Annotated in this window: 12 protein-coding genes, 3 rRNA genes and 1 pseudogene; 15 read left to right on the top strand and 1 reads right to left on the bottom strand. The window is 67.9% G+C overall.

All coding sequences use genetic code 11. The annotated features are described in order from the left end of the window. Positions 1-238: 238 nt before the first annotated feature. Positions 239-397 (bottom strand): annotated as a pseudogene (locus CGZ93_RS20065) (DUF1963 domain-containing protein); the annotation flags it as partial. 164 nt (positions 398-561) lie between these two features. Between CGZ93_RS20065 and tyrS the strand changes: the two are divergent. The 15 genes from tyrS to CGZ93_RS09405 all read left to right on the top strand — a co-directional run bounded on the left by tyrS (position 562) and on the right by CGZ93_RS09405 (position 20,401). After that, positions 562-1,827 carry a tyrosine--tRNA ligase gene (gene tyrS, locus CGZ93_RS09475; RefSeq protein ID WP_094363859.1) on the top strand — a complete coding sequence of 422 codons (1,266 nt, stop codon included), beginning with the start codon at positions 562-564 and terminating at the stop codon, positions 1,825-1,827. A 708-nt stretch (positions 1,828-2,535) separates the two neighbouring features. Beyond that, positions 2,536-4,050: ribosomal RNA gene (locus CGZ93_RS09470) — 16S ribosomal RNA — on the top strand. Between the two features lie 327 nt (positions 4,051-4,377). Next, positions 4,378-7,476: ribosomal RNA gene (locus CGZ93_RS09465) — 23S ribosomal RNA — on the top strand. Positions 7,477-7,574: 98 nt separating this feature from the next. After that, positions 7,575-7,691: ribosomal RNA gene (gene rrf / locus CGZ93_RS09460) — 5S ribosomal RNA — on the top strand. The 16S, 23S and 5S rRNA genes sit together here, the layout of an rRNA operon. A gap of 176 nt (positions 7,692-7,867) precedes the next feature. Then, entirely contained in the window at positions 7,868-9,085 is a 1,218-nt protein-coding gene (locus CGZ93_RS09455; RefSeq protein WP_094363858.1) for a tetratricopeptide repeat protein, read from the top strand. Beyond that, a complete protein-coding gene (locus CGZ93_RS09450) occupies positions 9,082-10,077 on the top strand; it encodes an HAD-IIA family hydrolase (RefSeq protein ID WP_094363857.1) in 996 nt (331 codons plus the stop codon). Before CGZ93_RS09455 ends, CGZ93_RS09450 begins: the two co-directional genes overlap by 4 nt. 17 nt (positions 10,078-10,094) lie before the next feature. Continuing rightward, on the top strand, positions 10,095-10,316 hold the full coding sequence (locus CGZ93_RS09445; protein ID WP_094363856.1) for a hypothetical protein: 222 nt from the start codon (positions 10,095-10,097) through the stop codon (positions 10,314-10,316). A gap of 3 nt (positions 10,317-10,319) precedes the next feature. Then, a complete protein-coding gene (locus tag CGZ93_RS09440; protein WP_094363855.1) occupies positions 10,320-11,039 on the top strand; it encodes a TlyA family RNA methyltransferase in 720 nt (239 codons plus the stop codon). Beyond that, positions 11,036-12,010, top strand: coding sequence for an NAD kinase (locus CGZ93_RS09435; protein ID WP_407643933.1), 975 nt, complete (start codon positions 11,036-11,038; stop codon positions 12,008-12,010). The genes CGZ93_RS09440 and CGZ93_RS09435 overlap by 4 nt, the downstream gene beginning before the upstream one ends. Continuing rightward, on the top strand, positions 12,007-13,767 hold the full coding sequence (recN, locus tag CGZ93_RS09430; protein WP_094363853.1) for a DNA repair protein RecN: 1,761 nt from the start codon (positions 12,007-12,009) through the stop codon (positions 13,765-13,767). The genes CGZ93_RS09435 and recN overlap by 4 nt, the downstream gene beginning before the upstream one ends. A 10-nt stretch (positions 13,768-13,777) precedes the next feature. Then, a complete protein-coding gene (locus CGZ93_RS09425) occupies positions 13,778-14,290 on the top strand; it encodes a hypothetical protein (protein ID WP_094363852.1) in 513 nt (170 codons plus the stop codon). A gap of 43 nt (positions 14,291-14,333) precedes the next feature. Beyond that, the gene (locus tag CGZ93_RS09420) at positions 14,334-16,880 is read left to right on the top strand and encodes an SCO7613 C-terminal domain-containing membrane protein (RefSeq protein WP_094363851.1); all 2,547 of its coding nucleotides are present in this window, start codon (positions 14,334-14,336) and stop codon (positions 16,878-16,880) included. Positions 16,881-16,978: 98 nt separating this feature from the next. Next, entirely contained in the window at positions 16,979-18,730 is a 1,752-nt protein-coding gene (locus CGZ93_RS09415; RefSeq protein WP_094363850.1) for a CTP synthase, read from the top strand. A gap of 110 nt (positions 18,731-18,840) precedes the next feature. Beyond that, positions 18,841-19,473 carry an NUDIX domain-containing protein gene (locus tag CGZ93_RS09410; protein ID WP_094363983.1) on the top strand — a complete coding sequence of 211 codons (633 nt, stop codon included), beginning with the start codon at positions 18,841-18,843 and terminating at the stop codon, positions 19,471-19,473. After that, a complete protein-coding gene (locus CGZ93_RS09405) occupies positions 19,454-20,401 on the top strand; it encodes a site-specific tyrosine recombinase XerD (protein WP_094363849.1) in 948 nt (315 codons plus the stop codon). Before CGZ93_RS09410 ends, CGZ93_RS09405 begins: the two co-directional genes overlap by 20 nt. The last annotated feature ends 99 nt before the right edge of the window (positions 20,402-20,500 follow it).

Raw genomic sequence — 20,500 nt, 5'->3', positions numbered from 1 at the left:
TGGAGCCGGCGCACCGCGAGACGTCGGCCTCTGCCAGGTCGGTGAACTCGCGACTGCTGGGTGACCACAGCTGTCGAACCAGCTCCCCGGTGATGGCGGGGCCGGTGGGGTCGCTGATCAGCCGGCGGTCGTCCAGGCCCAGGGCGGGGTCGTCGACCAGGACCGCCGAGGGGTCGCTGATCGGGCGATGCCGCACGTGGCAGACGAGGTCGTGACCGCGATAGCGCTCCAGCGGCACCCAGCACTGCAGCAATCCGCTGCTCGGGAAACCCGGCAGGGCCGGGAGCTCGCCGAGGTTCAGCTGACCCAACCAGGGCAGCCGGATTGGGCGGTCGTGGCCGACGTCGAAACCGGTCGGCCAGCGATCACCGGGCAGCCAGTAGGGGATTCCGCCCAGCTGGCTGGACCAGGCCTACGCCGGGGGCTCGTCGTGCACGGTGAGCCGCACGGCCGGACGCTCGCTCGCCGCCAGCTGCTCGCGGTCCGAGGCGAGTTGTGGGGCAGGTTCTGCAGCATGGTCGAGATCCTGCCACCGGGCCGGGTCTCGCTAGGGTGGAGGCCGTGAACCGTGTGCTGGATGAACTGCTGTGGCGGGGCCTGGTGGCCGACTCGACCGACCGGGAGGCGCTGTCGGCGCACCTGGACGCCGGACCGGTGACCAGCTATGTCGGGTTCGACCCAACCGCACCCAGCCTGCACATCGGCCACCTGGTGCAGCTGATGGTCGTCCGGGCGCTGCACGCCGGCGGGCATCACCCGTTGCTGCTGGTGGGCGGGTCGACCGGGTTGATCGGTGACCCGAAGCAGGCCGGGGAGCGGGTGATGAACGGCAAGGAAGTGGTGGCCGGCTGGGTGGAGCGGTTGCGCGAGCAGATGAGCCGCTTTGTCGAGCTGGACGGGCCCAACCCGGTGCGCTTCGTGAACAACTACGACTGGACCGCCGAGCTGTCCACCCTCGACTTCCTGCGCGACGTCGGCAAGCACTTCTCGATCAACCGGATGCTGGACCGCGACGTGGTCGCCCGGCGGTTGGACAGCGGCATCTCCTACACCGAGTTCAGTTACGTGCTGCTGCAGTCGTTGGATTACCACGAGTTGTACAAACGGCACGGCTGCACCCTGCAGACGGGTGCCCAGGACCAGTGGGGCAACATCACCGCCGGCATCGACTACATCCGGCGGACCGAACGGGCCGGCGTACACGGTCTGGTCACGCCCTTGCTGACCAAGGCCGACGGCACGAAATACGGCAAGACCGAGTCCGGCACCATCTGGCTGGACGCCGAGTTGACCAGCCCGTACGCCTTCCACCAGTACTTCCTGAACGCCGAGGACGCCAAGGTGGTCGAGTACCTCAAGGTGTTCAGCCCGCGTTCGCGCGAGGAGATCGAGGACCTGGCCCGGCAGACGGCCGAGGAGGCGTGGCAGCGGGCGGCCCAGCGGGCGCTGGCCGACGACATCACCGACCTGGTGCACGGGGAGGCCGAGCGGAAGGCCGCCGAGGCCGCTGCCGCGGCGTTGTTCGGCCGCAGTGAGCTGGCCGAGCTGCCGGAGGGCACGCTCGCCCAGGTGGCCGGCGAGGTCGGCGGAGGGGAACTGGCTGCCGGCGCCGAGTTGCCGCTGGTGGTGGACGCACTGCTGGCGGCCGGGGTGGTCGACTCCAAGGGCGCCGCCCGACGGGCCATCGCCGAGGGCGGGGCCTACCTGAACAACCAGAAGGTGAGCGACGCCGAGGCCCGGCTGCAGGATTCGGATCTGCTGCACGGTCGTTACGCGGTTGTCCGCCGCGGGAAGAAGACCGTGGGGATGGTTCGGGTACGCCGCTGAAGCGCGTTCTGGGCGTGTGATCGGGGCCACCACGCCTCGATTTGACCTCGGGCCGGGCGGTGCGTAATGTTCTCTGAGCCCCGACGGTGCAAGGGACGCAGGGGAGCGGCGAAAGTCGGCTCTCACGGCCCGGCCCAGGTGGGTACCCACACGGCTCGACGACGACCGGACAGATGTGCGTTCAACAAGAACCCATCAGTTCCGGCGGCTGAGCGCTGTGCGGGGACTGGCCCGGAAGGCCGAGTTTGACTCGGAACGGACGGATCGGTAGAATTGATCGAGTTGCCCCAAGGGTCTTGGCCCGGAGCAGCAAATCCGCCGGATCCCCGGTTTGACAAGGGGAAACGCAGCATCTAAGCTTGATCAGGTCGCCTCAAACGAAAGTGAACGGGCGGCAAACCGGAGGCTACGGCCGAAGGAACTCGGAACGGAAGCGGATTTGACTCCGACTGAAGGAAAGAGTAAAGTAATACGGGTTGCCCCAAGCCCGGATCGAAAGATTCGAGCGCGGTGTGCGAACGAAACTTGAGAACTCAACAGCGTGCTTAAAAGTCAATGCCAAATATGCACAGAAACCCCGTGCTCGGGTGACTTCGGTCAAGTGAGTATGGATTTCTTTGAGTTGATTATTTGATAGATCCAGCAATGGATCCTGTCAGGAATCAGACTCGTTGATTTTGAGGTCGACCCACGGGTTGACCGAAGTTTTCAACGGAGAGTTTGATCCTGGCTCAGGACGAACGCTGGCGGCGTGCTTAACACATGCAAGTCGAACGGTAAGGCTCTTCGGAGTACACGAGTGGCGAACGGGTGAGTAACACGTGAGCAACCTGCCCTTGACACTGGAATAAGCGCTCGAAAGGGCGTCTAATACCGGATACGACCCCTTCAGGCATCTTTAGGGGTGGAAAGCTCCGGCGGTCAAGGATGGGCTCGCGGCCTATCAGCTTGTTGGTGAGGTAACGGCTCACCAAGGCTTCGACGGGTAGCCGGCCTGAGAGGGCGACCGGCCACACTGGGACTGAGATACGGCCCAGACTCCTACGGGAGGCAGCAGTGGGGAATATTGCACAATGGGCGCAAGCCTGATGCAGCAACGCCGCGTGCGGGATGACGGCCTTCGGGTTGTAAACCGCTTTCAGCAGGGACGAAGCGAAAGTGACGGTACCTGCAGAAGAAGGACCGGCCAACTACGTGCCAGCAGCCGCGGTGATACGTAGGGTCCGAGCGTTGTCCGGAATTATTGGGCGTAAAGAGCTCGTAGGCGGTCTGTCGCGTCGGAAGTGAAAACTCAGGGCTTAACTCTGAGCCTGCTTCCGATACGGGCAGACTAGAGGAAGTTAGGGGAGAACGGAATTCCTGGTGGAGCGGTGGAATGCGCAGATATCAGGAGGAACACCGGTGGCGAAGGCGGTTCTCTGGGACTTTCCTGACGCTGAGGAGCGAAAGCGTGGGGAGCAAACAGGCTTAGATACCCTGGTAGTCCACGCCGTAAACGGTGGGCACTAGGTGTGGGTCACATTCCACGTGATCCGTGCCGTAGCTAACGCATTAAGTGCCCCGCCTGGGGAGTACGGCCGCAAGGCTAAAACTCAAAGGAATTGACGGGGGCCCGCACAAGCGGCGGAGCATGCGGATTAATTCGATGCAACGCGAAGAACCTTACCTGGGTTTGACATATACCGGAAACATCTGGAGACAGGTGCCCCGTAAGGTCGGTATACAGGTGGTGCATGGCTGTCGTCAGCTCGTGTCGTGAGATGTTGGGTTAAGTCCCGCAACGAGCGCAACCCTCGTCCTATGTTGCCAGCGGATAATGCCGGGGACTCATAGGAGACTGCCGGGGTCAACTCGGAGGAAGGTGGGGATGAGGTCAAGTCATCATGCCCCTTATGTCCAGGGCTTCACGCATGCTACAATGGCTGGTACAAAGGGCTGCGAAACCGCAAGGTTTAGCGAATCCCAAAAAGCCAGTCTCAGTTCGGATTGGGGTCTGCAACTCGACCCCATGAAGTCGGAGTCGCTAGTAATCGCAGATCAGCAACGCTGCGGTGAATACGTTCCCGGGCCTTGTACACACCGCCCGTCAAGTCATGAAAGTCGGCAACACCCGAAGCCGGTGGCCCAACCTTTTGGAGGGAGCCGTCGAAGGTGGGGCTGGTAATTAGGACTAAGTCGTAACAAGGTAGCCGTACCGGAAGGTGCGGCTGGATCACCTCCTTTCTAAGGAGCCCATGGCGGTCACTCAACGCAGTGATCGTCCAGCGTCCGATGCCGAGGCGAACGTTCTCGGTCGGACAGGCTACGGAATGTGGAACATTGACCATTAAGCCGATTCAACAAGCCGGCCCAAGTACAACCAGCGATGACATCAACGGAGTGGAAAGAGTCAGGTGGAGGGATCGGCCCAGGCACGCTGTTGGGTCCTGAAGGGTCGTTCGCGTCAGCGACAACTCTTCTGCGGACCTCCGGCCAGTGCCCACGGGTGCTGGTCCTGGTACCGCCCGTATCTTGAGAACTTCACAGTGGACGCGAGCATCTTTGTAGTAACAACAAGCTACTAAGGGCAATCGGTGGATGCCTAGGCACCAAGAGCCGATGAAGGACGTTGTAACCTGCGATAAGCCCCGGGGAGCTGGTAAACGAGCTTCGATCCGGGGATCTCCGAATAGGGAAACCTCGAAAGAAACCGGAGTAATGTCCGGCGACCCCTGCCTGAACACATAGGGCAGCGGGAGGGAACGTGGGGAAGTGAAACATCTCAGTACCCATAGGAAAAGAAAACAACCGTGATTCCGTAAGTAGTGGCGAGCGAACGCGGAAGAGGCCAAACCGCATCTGTGTGATAGCTGACAGGCGTTGCAGTTGCGGTGTTGTGGGGCCGTTCAGACCAGGCTGTCATCTGGTCAGAGAGTCACAAACGATCATCGAAGACGAAGCACTTTGGGATAGTGCGGCACAGAAGGTAACACCCCTGTAGTCGTAAAATGATCACTCTCGAGCGTCACCCCAAGTAACACGGAACCCCTGAAATTCCGTGTGAATCCGGCGGGACCACCCGCTAAGCCTAAATACTCCTTGGTGACCGATAGCGGACAAGTACCGTGAGGGAAAGGTGAAAAGTACCCCGGGAGGGGAGTGAAATAGTACCTGAAACCGATTGCCTACAATCCGTCGGAGCCCGCAAGGGTGACGGCGTGCCTTTTGAAGAATGAGCCTGCGAGTTAGTGGTACGTCGCGAGGTTAACCCGTGGGGGGTAGCCGTAGCGAAAGCGAGTCCGAACAGGGCGACTCAGTGGCGTGCTCTAGACCCGAAGCGGAGTGATCTATCCATGGCCAGGTTGAAGCGACGGTAAGACGTCGTGGAGGACCGAACCCACCTAGGTTGAAAACTGGGGGGATGAGCTGTGGATAGGGGTGAAAGGCCAATCAAACTCCGTAATAGCTGGTTCTCCCCGAAATGCATATAGGTGCAGCGTCGCATGTTTCTTGCCGGAGGTAGAGCACTGGATAGTCTAGGGGGCCCACAAGCTTACCGAAATTAACCAAACTCCGAATGCCGGCAAGTGAGAGTGCGGCAGTGAGACAGTGGGGGATAAGCTTCATTGTCGAGAGGGAAACAGCCCAGATCACCAACTAAGGCCCCTAAGCGATAGCTAAGTGGAAAAGGATGTGGAGTTGCGGAGACAACCAGGAGGTTGGCTTGGAAGCAGCCATCCTTGAAAGAGTGCGTAATAGCTCACTGGTCAAGTGATTCTGCGCCGACAATTTAGCGGGGCTCAAGCTATCCGCCGAAGTTGTGGCATTCACGCAATAACCTGATTTCGATCCAGGTGTGTGGATGGGTAGGGGAGCGTCGTGTGCGCGACGAAGCGGCGGGGTGACCCAGCCGTGGAGAGCACACGAGTGAGAATGCAGGCATGAGTAGCGAATGACGGGTGAGAAACCCGTCCGCCGAATAACCAAGGGTTCCAGGGTCAAGCTAATCTGCCCTGGGTAAGTCGGGACCTAAGGCGAGGCCGACAGGCGTAGTCGATGGACAACGGGTTGATATTCCCGTACCGGCGTACAAACGCCCCTGCCGAATCAGGTGATGCTAAGCATGGAAGGTCGTGGACGTCTTCGGACTGAAGCGACTGACTCTGTGACCCAAACTTGTACTAGGCAAGCTGCGGAGGGACGCAGGAAGGTAGCTCATCCCGGGCGATGGTTGTCCCGGGCTAAGTGTGTAGGGCGAGACGTAGGCAAATCCGCGTCTCATGTGCCTGAGACATGACGGCTGGGTGGGATACGTCCCACCGAGTGAGTGATCCTATGCTGCCTAGAAAATCTTCGTGAGCGAGTTTGTGAGCCGCCCGTACCCCAAACCGACTCAGGTGGTTAGGTAGAGAATACCAAGGCGATCGAGATAATCGTGGTGAAGGAACTCGGCAAAATACCCCCGTAACTTCGGAATAAGGGGGACCTGATTCGTGATGACATTCACTGTCTGAGCGTTGAGGGTCGCAGAGACCAGGGGAAAGCGACTGTTTACTAAAAACACAGGTCCGTGCCAAGTCGCAAGACGATGTATACGGACTGACTCCTGCCCGGTGCTGGAAGGTTAAGGGGAAGTGTTAGCTTCGGCGAAGCGCTGAACTTAAGCCCCAGTAAACGGCGGTGGTAACTATAACCATCCTAAGGTAGCGAAATTCCTTGTCGGGTAAGTTCCGACCTGCACGAATGGAGTAACGACTTTCCTACTGTCTCCACCACGAACTCGGCGAAATTGCACTACGAGTAAAGATGCTCGTTACGCGCAGCAGGACGGAAAGACCCCGGGACCTTTACTATAGTTTGGTATTGGTGATTGGTGCAGCTTGTGTAGGATAGGTGGGAGACTTTGAAGCATTCACGCCAGTGAGTGTGGAGTCAACGTTGAAATACCACTCTGGTTGCTCTGGTTATCTAACCTAGATCCGTTATCCGGATCAGGGACAGTGCCTGATGGGTAGTTTGACTGGGGCGGTCGCCTCCCAAAAGGTAACGGAGGCGCCCAAAGGTTCCCTCAGCCTGGTTGGCAATCAGGTTTTGAGTGTAAGTGCACAAGGGAGCTTGACTGTGAGAGAGACATCTCAAGCAGGGACGAAAGTCGGGACTAGTGATCTGACGGTGGCACGTGGAAGCGCCGTCACTCAACGGATAAAAGGTACCCCGGGGATAACAGGCTGATCTTGCCCGAGCGTCCATAGCGACGGCATGGTTTGGCACCTCGATGTCGGCTCGTCGCATCCTGGGGCTGGAGTCGGTCCCAAGGGTTGGGCTGTTCGCCCATTAAAGCGGCACGCGAGCTGGGTTTAGAACGTCGTGAGACAGTTCGGTCCCTATCCGCTGCGCGCGTAGGAGTCTTGAGAAGAGCTGTCCTTAGTACGAGAGGACCGGGACGGACTAACCTCTGGTGTGCCAGTTGTTCTGCCAAGAGCACGGCTGGTTGGCTACGTTGGGAAGTGATAACCGCTGAAAGCATCTAAGCGGGAAGCACGCTTCAAGATGAGGGCTCCCACTCTTTGTGAGTTAAGGACCCCGGAAGACCACCGGGTGATAGGTCGGATGTGGAAGTGCGGCAACGCATGGAGCTGACCGATACTAATAGTCCGAGGGCTTGTTCCTACAAAGGTGCTACGCGTCCACTGTGAGGTTTCCGAGATACGGTCGGGAAACCGCCGCCACGAAAGTGGCCTGGTCGGTCCGACACATCTCAATAGTGTTTCGGTGATCATGGCGAGAGGGAAACACCCGGCTCCATTCCGAACCCGGAAGTTAAGCCTCTCAGCGCCGAAGGTACTGCACACGGGAGTGTGTGGGAGACTAGGACGTCGCCGGACAATACAACACCTCAGGGTGGCTCTTCGGAGCCGCCCTGAGGTGTTTTTGCGTTCTCTGACGTTGGCTGCGCCTGTCGAAGCCGGTCCCTGAGCGAGCGAGGAACGAGCGGACCAGTCAGGTTCCCTGAGCGAGCGCCTGCTTTGCGTCGCTGCGGCCACTCCGGCAGGATTGGCGGGTGGCAGAAGACGAGGGCCGGCGTACCGGTGACAACAGGGGCCGCGGCTCCGGATCCGGACGCGGTGGCTCCGGTCGACGCGACTCGGGAGCCGGCCGTCCCGGCCGTGACGCGCGGGGCTCGGGCCGCGGCGACGGCGGTGCTAGTCGCGGGGGTGGCGAGCGCCGACGCCGTGATGATGCCGGACCCCAGGACCGGGAGGACCGCCGCCGGCCGTCCACCGGTCGCAGCGGGCCCTCCCGAGGTCGCGACTCGGCCGACGGTGATCGCCGCGATTCTCGTGGAACTGGAGGTTCCCGTCCCCGCCGCGACGGCGATTCCCGTTCCCGCCGACAGGGCGAGGACACGCGTGGGCGTACCGAACGCCCCCAGTTTCGCCGCGACGACCGGACCGACGAGCCGAGACGGCGCCCCACCCGCTCCGGCCAAGGTGGCCCCGATCCGCAGCTCCCCGAGGACCTGGACCTGCGGCAGCTGCCGCGCGGGGTCAAGGCCGAACTGAAGGGCCTGCCGCTGGACCTGGCCGACAAGGTCGGTCCCCGGCTGCTTGCCGCCGGGCTCCTGGTCGACCTCGAGCCTGAGCTCGCGTACGCGCACGCCAAGGTCGCCCGCCGGCTCGCCTCCCGGCTCCCTGTGGTGCGCGCCGCGGTCGCCGAGACCGCGTACGCCGCCGCAGACTTCGCCGCCGCACTGAGTGAATACCGCGCACTGCGACGGATGAGCGGAGGCGACGAATACCTGCCGGTGATGGCCGACTGCGAGCGCGCCCTGGGCCGCCCCGACGAGGCGCTCAAGCTGGCGCGGCAGGCCGAACGACTCGACCTCGACCCGGCCACCCGGATCGAGATGCGGATCGTCGAGGCCGGCGCCCGCGCCGATCAGGGCCAGCACGCCGAGGCCCGCCGGCTGCTCGAGTCCGAGATCCAGGGGTCCCGCGGCAGGCGTGTTCCCGCAACCAGCGCGGCCCGGCTGCGCTACGCGTACGCCGAACAGCTCCTCGAGGCGGGGGACCGCGACGGAGCGCACACCTGGTTCGGCGCCGCCGCCAAGCTCGACTCCGCCGGCGAGACCGACGCAGACGAACGCGTCGCCCAGCTCGAGGGCCTGGTGATCGACTTCGACGAGACCGAGGACGACGACGCCCAGCCGGAGACCGACGACGAGCAGCCCGCCGCGACCCGGGACTACCCGGCGGAAACCGGACTGGAACAGCGGTGACCGCTCTCGTCGACGCCCATGACGCCGCGCTGTTCGATCTGGACGGTGTCGTCTATCTCGGGCCCGAGCCGGTGCCCGGTGCCGCCGAGGGGATCGCCGCCCTGCGCGAGCGCGGCGCCCGGGTCGGGTTCGTCACCAACAACGCCGCCCGCACCCCCGCCGCGGTGGCCGAACACCTGGTCGAGCTGGGCGTACCGGCAGAACAGGCTGACGTGGTCACCTCATCCCAGGCCGGGGCGCGGCTGCTCGCCGAGCGAGTGGCCGCCGACGCCCCGATCCTGGTCGTCGGCACCGACGCGCTGGCCGCCGAGGTCCGCGCGGTCGGGCTGCGGCCGGTGTCGGCCGGGAAGCAGCCCCCGGCGGCGGTGATCCAGGGGTACCACCCCGACCTGCCGTGGCGGCTGATCGACGAGGCGGGGTTCGCGATCCAGGCCGGGGCGCTGTGGGTCGCCACCAACACCGACTCCAACCGCCCCACCGACCGCGGACTGGTCGCCGGCGCCGGCGCCCAGATCAACGCCCTGCGGCAGGCGGTCGAGGTCGATCCGCTGGTCGCCGGCAAGCCCTGCCCGCCGCTGCTGGAGGAGACCGTACGCCGGCTCGGCGCCGAGCGCCCGATCTTCGTCGGCGACCGGATCGACACCGACATCGACGGCGCCGCGGCCGTCGGCATGACCAGCCTGTTCGTGTTCACCGGTGCCCACGGCAAGGCCGAGCTGGTCGCCGCGACGCACCGCCCCGACCACCTGGGCCACGACCTGCGCGCCCTGCTCGAACCCGCCGCGGAAGTCGAGCTGGACGGCGACACCGCGCGGTGCGGGGAGGGGTGCGTACGCCGCCGCGGCGACGGTTTCGCCGTCGACGGACCGCTCTCGACCCCCGGCCAGCAGCTGGACGCCCTGCGAGCACTGCTGGCGTTGCTCCCGCCGGGCAGTGACCCGGCCGAGTCTGGCACCGCCGCGGCCCTGCAGCAGCTTTCCGAACTCAGCTGAGCCGAACAGGAGACGCCGTGACCGAACCGCAGCAGGCCAAGGATCCGGGGCCGGTCCCCACGACCGGGCACGCCCGGGTCGATGGGGTGCTCGCCGATCTGGCCGACCTCGCCGAACGACCACTGACCGAACACCACGATGCCCTGGCCCGGGCCCACGAGGACCTGCACCGTGTCCTCTCCGACCCCGATGACGAATCCACCGGCGCCGGCAACCACTCGGCCGCGGGCGGAGCCTGACCGGTGCGGCTCGACGCGGCGCTGGTCGAGCTCGGGCTGGCGCGGTCGCGCGGACACGCCGCGGAACTGATCCGCGAGGGCCACGTCAGCGTTGCCGAGCAAGTGGTACGCCGACCCGCGACCGACCTGCCGGCGGGGGAACGGCCGACGCTCGACCGGGCAGACCACTACGTCTCCCGCGCCGCGGAGAAGCTGCTCGGTGTGCTGGACGACACCGGCGTCGGGGTGCCGCGGCGGGTGCTGGACGCCGGCTCGTCCACCGGCGGCTTCACCCAGGTGCTGCTCGAGCGCGGTGCCGAACGGGTGTTCGCGGTCGACGTCGGCACCGACCAGCTGCATCCGAGCCTGCGCACCGACCCGCGGGTGGTGGTGCACGAACGGACCAACCTGCGCGAACTGACCCTGGAGCACACCGACGGCGAGCCGGTCGAGCTGATTGTCGCCGACGTCTCCTTCATCTCGCTGCGACTGCTGCTCGGCCCGCTCTGCTCGGTGCTCTCCGCGACAGGGGAGGCCCTGCTGCTGGTGAAACCCCAGTTCGAGGTCGGCCGGGAGCGGCTCGGCAAAGCAGGGGTGGTGCGCGAGGAGGCGTTGCGGCAGCAGGCCGTCGACCGCGTACAGGCCGCCGCTGAGGCGTACGGACGCACCTGCCGCGGGCGCTTTCGCAGCCGCCTGCCCGGGCCGTCGGGCAACGTCGAATACTTCCTCTGGGTGTCCGGGTGAGCCCCTATGCTGGCCGGGTGAACGAGCCGGCAGACCAGGATCAGTCCGACCGCCGCGTCGCCGTGCTCACCCACCGGCATCGGCAGGAGGCGATCGCCGCCGCCGCCCGCTTCGTGGCCGGCCTGACCGCCCGCGGGATCACCAGCCTGATCCCAGCCGACGACCTGGAGTTCATGCCCGACCGACTGGCCGGGCTCAGCGTCGAACCACTCGACCTGAGGCTCGCCGACACCGACTGCGAGCTCGCGGTCGTGTTCGGCGGCGACGGCAGCATCCTGCGCGGGGCCGAGTGGGCGCTGCCCCGCGATGTGCCGCTGCTCGGGGTCAACCTCGGCCACGTCGGCTTCCTGGCCGAGGCCGAATCACACGAGCTGGACCAGGTGGTGACCGCCGTCGTGGACCGCGGGTACACCGTCGAGGAGCGGATGACGGTCGAGGTGGTGGTCCGTGACCGCCCCCGGCTCGACGGCGGCGCGGAGATCTGGCGCTCCTTCGCGGTCAACGAGGTCTCCCTGGAGAAGGCCGCCCGGGAGCGGATGCTTGAGGTGCTGGTCGCGATCGACGACCGACCCCTGCACCGCTGGGGCTGCGACGGCGTCCTCGTCGCCACCCCGACCGGTTCGACGGCGTACGCCTTCTCCGCCGGCGGGCCGGTGATCTGGCCCGAGGTGGACGCACTGCTGGTGGTACCGCTGTCGGCCCACGCCCTCTTCGCCCGGCCGATGGTGCTCGGCCCCACCTCCAACATCACCGTGCAGCCCCTGGTCAGCTTCGACAACCACGGCGTGGTCTGGTGCGACGGGCGACGCTCGGTCGACATCACCGGCGGGATGGAGGTCGAGGTCGCGGCGGGGGAGCACCGGCTGCTGCTGGCCCGGCTGTCGATGGCTCCGTTCACCGATCGGCTGGTGCGCAAGTTCGACCTGCGGGTGGAGGGCTGGCGGGGCGCCGCGGAGGCCCGCCCGAGGTGATCAGCGAGCTGCGGATCACCAACCTGGGGGTGATCGACGAGGCGACGATCGAGCTCCCTGCGGGGCTCACCGTGGTCACCGGCGAGACCGGCGCCGGCAAGACCATGGTGGTCACCGGACTGGGACTGCTGCTCGGGCTGCGGGCCGACCCCGGCGCCATTCGCCGCGGCGCGGACAGGGCCCGCGTGGAAGGGGTGTTCGCCAATCTGCCCGCCGGGGTCGCCGAACAGGTGACCGAGCTGGGCGGAGAACTGGATGACGAAGAACTGCTGGTCGCCCGCCAGCTGAGCAGCGGACGCTCCCGCAGCTTCGTCGGCGGGGCCGGCGTACCCGCCTCGGCGCAGCAGGAGGTGGCCGAACGGTTGGTCACCATCCACGGCCAGTCCGAACAGGTACGCCTGGCCGCACCCACCCGCCAACGCGAGTTGCTCGACCGTGCCGCGGGGCCGGAGCTGGCCACCGTGCTCGCCGATTATCGCGCCGACCATCGGGCCCGCGAGGCAGCCGCTGCCGAGTTGGGCAGCCTGCGCGAACACGCCCGGGAGCGGGCCCGCGAGGCGGATCTGCTCAGGTTCGGACTCGACGAGGTGGCGCAGGTCGACCCGCAACCCGGTGAGGACGCCGAGTTGGCCGCCGAGGCCCAACGGTTGCAGGCGGTGGATGACCTCAGGCTGGCCGCGCACACCGCCGTTGTGGCACTGGCCGGTGACGAGGACTCGATCGACGCCGGCTCGGCGTTGACCGCGGCCGCCACCGCGCGCAAGGCGCTCGATGCGGCGGCGGGGCAGGATCCCGAACTGGAACAGCTCGCCGGGCGAGCCGGCGAGGTGATGGTGCTCGCCGGCGAACTGGCCCAGGACCTGTCCGGCTATCTGGCAGGTCTGGAGGCCGATCCGGCCCGGCTGGAGGCGATCGCGGCCCGCCGCTCGGCCCTGCAGGGGCTGACCCGCAAATACGGCGACACCGTGGACGACGTGCTCGCGTGGGCCGGCGAGGCGGCCGCCCGGCTCGGCGGGCTGACCGGTGACGACGACCGGATCGCTGAACTCGTCACCCAGATCGCGTCGCTCGACAAGCGGTTGGCCGAGCGGGCCGCCGAGCTGACCCGACTGCGGACCGCCGCCGCGGACCGGCTCGCCGCGGCCGTGATCGAGGAACTGGCCGCCCTGGCCATGCCGCACGCCCGGCTGGAGTTCGCGCTCACCGCGCTGGACCGGCTCGGCCCGCACGGCGCCGACCAGGTGGTGCTGCAGTTCACCGCCAACCCCGGCTCCGAGCCGCGGCCGCTGGCGAAGGTGGCCTCCGGCGGTGAACTCTCCCGGATCCGGCTCGGGCTGGAGGTGGTGCTCGCCGACGCCGAGGAGCGCACCACCTTCGTCTTCGACGAGGTGGACGCCGGCGTCGGCGGCCGGGTCGCGGTGGAGATCGGGCGCCGGCTGGCCCGGCTCGCCGAGCACCACCAGGTGCTCGTGGTCACCCACCTCGCCCAGGTCGCCGCCTTCGCCGATCGCCACCTGGTGGTGCAGAAGGCCTCCGACGGCCAGGTCACCACCTCCGGCGTACGCCTGGTCGACGGCCCCGACCGGGAGGCCGAACTCGCCCGGATGATGGCCGGTATCGAGACGAGCGAAAGCTCGCTGGCGCACGCCCGGGAGCTGCTGGCCGAGGCCGGGCGGGGCAGCGCCGGGCCCGCCCGCGCGCCGCAGCAGGGGAAGCGGGCAACATCGGAGAAGACGGCGCCAGGTGCCCGCGGGTAGCGTTTCGGCCATGACCGAGAGCCCTGACCTGAACGCCCCCGCCGAGGGGATCGAGATCTTCAACGTCGAGGCGATGCCCACGCTGGTGCACCGCGCCACCGACCATCCGCTGGATCGGATGACCGAGCTGTTCGACGGGGTGTTCTCCGCCGAGTTTCCCGAACTGCTGGCCCGGGTGGGGGCGACACCCGGCGGACCGGCCTTTTCGTTGCACCACCGCATCCCGACCGACAGCTGCGACCTCGAGGTGGGCGTACCGCTGCAGGGCAGAGTGAGCGACAGGGTCACCGGCAGCAACGGGATCACCCTCGAGCCTTCCGAGACCCCCGCGGGCCGGGTGGCCCGGACCAGCTATCTCGGCGGGTACGCCGGACTGGGGTCGGCCTGGCAGGAGTTCATGACCAACCTGGCCGAGCAGGGCCACCGACCGGCATTCCCGTTCTGGGAGGTCTACGTCACCCAGCCCACCCCCGACGCCGATCCAGAGACCATGCGTACCGACCTGTTCACCCTGCTCGGCTGAGCTCGGGCCCGGGATGGCCCCGCGTGAGGTCACACTGGGGAGGATGAGGGCGACTCGCTGGTTCGATCCGGGACGCTGCCCGCTCTGTGCGGCGCTGCTGCAGCCGCCGGCCGGCCGCTGCCCCGGGTGCGGGGTGGACCTCGCCTCACCCCGCGTCGCCGAGCTGGGGCGTACCCTGCAGCGGGCCGACCAACTCACCGCGACCATCGTCGCCGAACGGTTCGCCGAGATGCGCCCGGCCCCGGAGCCGCCCGAACAGCAGCGGTGGCCGTTGGCGGTCGGTGCGCCCATGCCTGCGGCTCCAGCGGCAAATCCGGTGCGCCGCCGCGACGGCCGATCGATCGGCTGGCTGCTGCTCGCCATCGGTGCCCTGTGCCTGGCGATCGCCGCCGCGGTGTTCGTCGCGGTCTCCTGGGACCGCCTCGGTCTGCTCACCCGCGGTGCGGTGCTGCTGACCACCGCTGCCCTGTTCGCCGCCGGCAGCGAAGTCAGCCGGCGACGCGGGCTGCGGGCCAGTGCCGAGGCCCTGGCGGCGGTGTCGGTCGCCGTCACCGCCGCCACCGGGTTTGCGCTGGGCACCCTGCTCGGACTGAGTGCCAGCCAGGCCCACCTGCTCGGGGGCGCCGCGGTGTTCACGGTCAGCCTCGCCTGGTGCCTGTTCACCCGCCGATCCCCACTGCTGGCGCCCCAGCTGACCGCCCTGGTCGGCTGGCTGTGGGGGATCGGGGCCGCCGTGGCCACCTCCGAGACACCGTTGCCCGGTCACGGAGGTCAGCTCGTGCTGGTTCTGCCCGCGCTGGTCGGGGCGGGGGTGCATCTGCGGTCGCGTACCCAGTCGTTCCCGGTGCTCCGTCACGGCCTGGCCGCGGCCGGCGCGCTGTGCTCCGGAGTCGCCGCGCTGCGCGGGTTGACCATGCTGGCCTGGGGTGGGTCCAATCCGCTGCCGGGGCTGGAGCGATGGGCGAGTGCCTGGCCCATCCTGGCCGTCGCCGCGATCTGGCTGGTCACGGCCCGCCTCACACACCTCAGCCGCGTCGCCCGCGCGCTGGGCGTCGCCACCGGCGTACTGCTGTCCACAACCGTGATCGCCGCCCTGCACGGCGCGCTGCGCGACCCGGTTGCGCTCGACCTCGCCTGGTATGCCGTCACCCTGGTGGCACTGCTGGTGCTGCACCGGCGCCCCGGGATCGGGCGGCGGCTGGCCATCGGTGCGGTGCTGCCCGGGGCACTGGTCGGGGTGAGCGCCTGGGCAGCCCTGCTGTCCACGATCCTCTACGGCTGGGTGAGCAGCGGCAACCAACCGTTCAAACCGTGGCAGCTCGCCGCCCCCGGTTTCGTGCTGGCCAGCCTGCTCACCATCGGCCTGCTCCGGCCCGCCCGGATCCAGGCGCGGGGACACCGGCTCAATCGACGTCTCCGGTTCTGGCCTGCCGGCGATCCGCAGACGGGGACCGGCCGGCTCGGACCCTGGCTGACCGGGGCCCGGCACAGCGAGTTCGGCTGGCGTGACCTGGCACCGTTCGGGGTGCTCGCGGTGGCGATCACGCTGGTCGCCGGCGACCGGCCCTGGTTGTCCATCTCGATCCTCTGCCTGGCGGGTGCGATCCTGCTGGGTCTGGCGGCGTACGCCCGGTCCCGGACCGCGCTGTGGTGCGCCGCACCGGCGCTGGTGGTGCTGGCCGGACACGGTTACGTGGTGGCCAGCCGGGCCCCGGCAACCGTTGCCGCCGTGATGGCCGTGCTGCTCAGCGCGGCGTGGGGCCTCACCCAGCACCGCTGGCGCCACGTGGGGCTCGGCTTCGCCGCCCTGGTCCTGCCGTGGGCGCTCTGGCTTGTCGTCGACCTCGCACGACTCGACTGGACCAGCCCCGGCCACGACCTCGTGGCCCATCTGCTGACCGGACTCGCGGCGCTGGCCTGGTGCGCCTCGGCGCGGCTCGGCCCGGGCGCCGATCGGGTGCTGGCGGTGGGTGCCGGCTGCTACTGGGGGCTGGTCGCGGTCATCCTGGTCCGCGCCGAGGCCCCGCAACTGTGGCTGATCGCGCTGGGGCTGGGGATCGGCCTGCTCACGGCGGGTTTCCTCTCTCGGTCGGCTGCCTGGTATTTCTGGCCGGCCGGCGTGCTGCTCACCGGCGCGCTGTGGCTGCGGCTGTCGCTGAGCGGGCTGAGCACCCTGGAGGTTTACACCGTGCCGCCGGCGGTGGCCCTGCTCGCCTGGGGCCTGCTCCGGCTGCGCGCCGGCCGGGGCAACTCCTGGACCAACCTGCTGCCGGGACTGCTGCTCGGGTTGGCCGGCAGTTGGGCCCTGGCGCTGTCCGAACCCGTCTCTCCACGAGCGCTGCTGGTCGGCCTCGCCCTGCTCGCCTGCCTGGTGAGCGGTGCCCTCACCCGCCGCGGGACGCTGCTGCTGGTCGGTGCGGTCGGCCTCACGCTGCTGGCGCTCACCGAGCTGTGGCCGCTGGCGGCGTACCTGCCGCGCTGGGTGCTGCTGGCCGCGGCCGGCATCCTGCTGGTCGGCATGGGGGTGACCTGGGAGGCCCGGCTGCGCCAGCTGCGTCGGCTGGGCGGCTTCGTCGGCACGCTCCGCTGACTGCGGCGCTGGACGACTGCCTGACAACCGCGCTGCCCCGACCGCGCCCGGGCGCGGCGGGATGTACAAACCGCGGCGAGAGGATAGGCTGAAAACCCGTGGGAGCCGCCAAGAAGACCAAGCACGTATTCGTCACCGGGGGCGTCGCGTCATCGCTCGGCAAGGGGCTCACCGCCTCGAGCCTGGGCAGCCTGTTGATCGCGCGCGGGCTGCGGGTCACCATGCAGAAGCTGGATCCCTATCTCAACGTGGATCCCGGCACCATGAACCCGTTCCAGCACGGCGAGGTGTTCGTCACCGAGGACGGCGCCGAGACCGACCTGGACATCGGCCACTACGAGCGCTTCCTCGACGTCAACCTGAGCGCCGACGCCAACGTGACCACCGGCAAGGTCTATTCGCAGGTGATCGCCAAGGAGCGACGCGGTGACTACCTCGGCGACACCGTGCAGGTGATCCCGCACATCACCGGCGAGATCAAGGACGAGATGCTGGCGATGGAGGGCCCCGACATCGATGTGGTGATCCACGAGATCGGCGGCACCGTCGGCGACATCGAATCGCTGCCGTTCCTCGAGGCCGCCCGCCAGGCCCGGCGCGAGGTCGGCCGGGAGAACGCGTTCTTCCTGCACGTGTCGCTGGTGCCCTACATCGGCCCGTCCAAGGAACTGAAGACCAAGCCCACCCAGCACTCGGTGGCCCAGCTGCGCCAGGTCGGTCTGCAGCCCGATGCGATCGTCTGCCGCGCCGACCGTGACCTGCCCGACGGCGTGAAGCGCAAGATCGCGCTGATGTGCGATGTCGAGGAGGAGGCCGTCGTCACCGCCTTCGACGCCCCGTCGATCTATGACATCCCCCGGGTGATCCACGCCGAAGGGCTGGACGCCTACGTCGTCCGCAAGCTCGACCTGCCCTTCCGTGACGTCGACTGGACCAGCTGGAATGACCTGCTCGACCGGGTGCACAACCCGACCGACGAGGTGACCATCGCGCTGGTCGGCAAGTACATCGACCTGCCCGACGCCTATCTGTCGGTGGTCGAGGCGCTGCGGGCCGGCGGATTCCACCACCGCGCCAAGGTGAACGTGCGCTGGGTCGCCTCCGACGAATGCGCCACCCCCGAGGGCGCCCGCGAGCACCTCGGCGACGTGGACGGCATCTGCGTCCCCGGCGGGTTCGGCATCCGCGGGGTGGAGGGCAAGCTCGGCGCGCTGCGGTACGCCCGGGAGAACCGCATCCCGACCCTGGGCCTATGCCTGGGCCTGCAGTGCATGGTGATCGAGTTTGCCCGCAATGTCGCCGAGATGCCCGATGCGGCCTCCACCGAGTTCGACCCCGGCACCGAGCACCCGGTGATCGCCACCCTGGCCGAGCAGGTCGACATCGTCTCCGGCGAGGGCGACCTCGGCGGCACGATGCGCCTGGGCAGCTATCCGGCCGAGCTGACCCGCGGGTCGGTCGTCGCCGGGCTCTATGGGGTGCACCGGGTCGAGGAGCGGCACCGGCACCGCTATGAGGTGAACAACGCCTATCGCGACGACCTCGAGGCGCACGGTCTGGTGATCAGCGGCACCTCACCCGACTCCCAGCTGGTCGAGTTCGTCGAGCTGCCCGCAGCCACCCACCCGTTCTATGTCGCCACCCAGGCCCACCCGGAGCTCAAGTCGCGCCCGACCAAGGCGCACCCGCTGTTCTCCGGGCTGATCCGCGCGGCGATCCGCAACCAGCGCAGCACCCGGTTGTGGGACGAGGAGGAGCGTCCGGTCGGCGGAACCAGCACCGAGCACCCGGCCGTGGATTCCAACCAGGACGACGATTCCGACCAGACGGACCGGGCCGGGCAACGGTGAGTGACACCGACTTCCCCGCCGACCGCTTCCCGCTGCGGACCGGGAGTGAGGTGGCCGACCTGCCCGAGCACTGGCCGGTCACAGAACGTCGGCTGATCGGCAGCGGCCGGATGTTCGACTACCTCAGTGACCGGGTGCAGACCCCCGACGGCGAATCGATGGTGCGCGACTGGGTCGACCACTGTGGCGCGGTCGGGGTGATCGCGATGGACGACGACGGCAACGTGATCGTGCTCGGGCAGTATCGCCACCCGCTCGGGTTGCGGCTGGTCGAGCCGCCGGCCGGGCTGCTCGACGTGCGCGCCGAGGCGTACCAGAAGGCCGCGGAACGGGAGTTGGCCGAGGAGGCCCAGCTGGCCGCCCGCGACTGGCGGGTGCTGGTCGACGTCGTCACCACCCCCGGCGGGGTGAGCGAGACGCTGCGGATGTACCTCGCCACCGGACTGAGCGCGGCCCCGGTGCCCGAAGGGTTCAGCTTCGAGGGCGAGGAGGCCCATCTCGAGCACTACCGGGTGCCGCTGGTCGAGCTGGTCGACGGAATCCTCGCCGGCCGGCTGCAGAGCCCCAGCCTGGTCGCCGGCTGCCTGGCGCTGTGGGCGGCCCGGGACCGGCTCGACCAGCTGCGCCCGGCCGACGCACCGTGGCCGGCCCGGCACGAGGTCGCCGCCCTGCGATCCGCCGCGCCGATGCCCGACCAGGACACCGAGCCCGCCGAGGGCGACAGTGGCGAGCAACGAGCTTGAGCGGCTGGTCCGCGACTATCTGGCCCACCTGACGGTGGAACGCGGGCTGAGCGAACACACCGTCTCCGGCTATCGCCGCGACCTCACCCGGTACGCCGAATTCCTGGCCGGGCGCGGAGTGACCCAGCCCGGCGCGGTCACCCCGGCCGAGGTCACGGCCCACCTGGCCTGGCTGAGCAGCGCCGACGGCGACCGCCCCGCGCTGGCCCCCGCCAGCGTGGCCCGGGCCGTGGTCGCCGTGCGCAGCCTGCACCGGTTCGCCCTCGAGGAGGGGATCACCGCCGAGAACCCCGCCGCCCAGGTGCAACCGCCCCGGCCCGGCGTACGCCTGCCCAAGGCGTTGTCGTTGGCCCAGGTGGAGGCCCTGCTCGCCGCCCCCGACACCGACACCGTGACCGGGCTGCGGGACCGCGCCCTGCTCGAACTGCTCTATGGCACCGGCGCCCGGATCTCCGAGGTGACGGCGCTCGACGTGGACGACGTGTCCCGGTTGCTCGGGCCGGACGCCGATCCCGATCAGGGCTTGCGGTTGATCGGCAAGGGCAACAAGGAGCGGCTGGTGCCGGTCGGCGGATTCGCCCGGGAGGCGCTCGACGCGTGGCTGGTGCGCGGCCGGCCCCAGTTGGCTGCGCGGTCGAAGAAGAGCACCCCGGCGCTGCTGCTGAACGCCCGCGGCACCCGCTTCTCCCGGCAGAGCGCCTGGGCGGCGCTGCAGGCGGCGGCCGAGACGGCGAAGCTGGAGGTCGAGATCTCCCCGCACACGCTGCGCCACTCCTACGCCACCCACCTGCTCGACGGGGGCGCCGACGTCCGCGTCGTGCAGGAGCTGCTGGGTCACGCCTCGGTGACCACCACCCAGATCTACACCCTGGTCACGGTGGACCATCTGCGCGAGACCTACCTGACGGCACACCCCCGGGCGTACTAGGCTCGGGCGGACGACCGCAGTCAACAGGAGGGAACCGGGTGTCTTCGCTCGACCATGGACGTTTTGCACCGCCGGAGGACACCGGCGTACGCCCGAGCG

The organism is Enemella dayhoffiae, from assembly GCF_002250625.1.
Lineage (GTDB): Bacteria > Actinomycetota > Actinomycetes > Propionibacteriales > Propionibacteriaceae > Enemella > Enemella dayhoffiae.
Note: the sequence above shows the minus strand (reverse complement) of the source record. Positions and strands in the feature narration are given on the sequence as shown.